Consider the following 530-nt stretch of genomic DNA (forward strand, 5'->3'; position numbering starts at 1 on the left):
AAGTAGCCGATAAGTTTAACCCTGAGTGGGATTTACGCGGTATTCACCAAGATTTGTGGGTGTTCTTCCGGGTTGGTAATGATTTAGCCAACAGCCGTGTATGGCCACAATGGGCGCAGGGCAACGAGTTTGAAGCCTTACGTTTAGAAAGCGAAGCGCAACGCAACTAAGGTTTGGCTTAACGTTATCCTTAGCTGTTAACCACTAACAAGCTGCTGCAACTTCGGTTGTGGCAGCTTTTTTATTGGCTGCATTCAGCGGATTCGGATTGGTAAATTATTTCCATGCACTCTAAGGCTAATAATCATCTAGGCGCTCTAAACTGTATAGCAAGCCAGTGAGTTTATGGACAACAAGTATGAATAGAACCCCGATGATGACGATACTAAGTAAATCAAGATCTGTATAAGCTCTAAGTAGAATACCAACTGCCCCTCCTCCGATCGCTTCACCCCATTGATGCGATGTACTCTTAGGTAAGTAATCGTGTCCACAGTACTTACAAGTACCGTGAAACTTATAAACGAGCT

1 protein-coding gene is annotated in these 530 nt (G+C 44.0%); it reads right to left on the bottom strand.

Annotation, left to right across the window (positions count from 1 at the left end):
- Positions 1–297 precede the first annotated feature (297 nt).
- On the bottom strand, positions 298–530 hold a 233-nt coding region (locus VT06_RS18700; RefSeq protein WP_235357475.1), incomplete at its 5' end, for a hypothetical protein.

It is taken from the genome of Arsukibacterium sp. MJ3 (genome assembly GCF_000987765.1).
GTDB lineage: Bacteria > Pseudomonadota > Gammaproteobacteria > Enterobacterales > Alteromonadaceae > Alishewanella.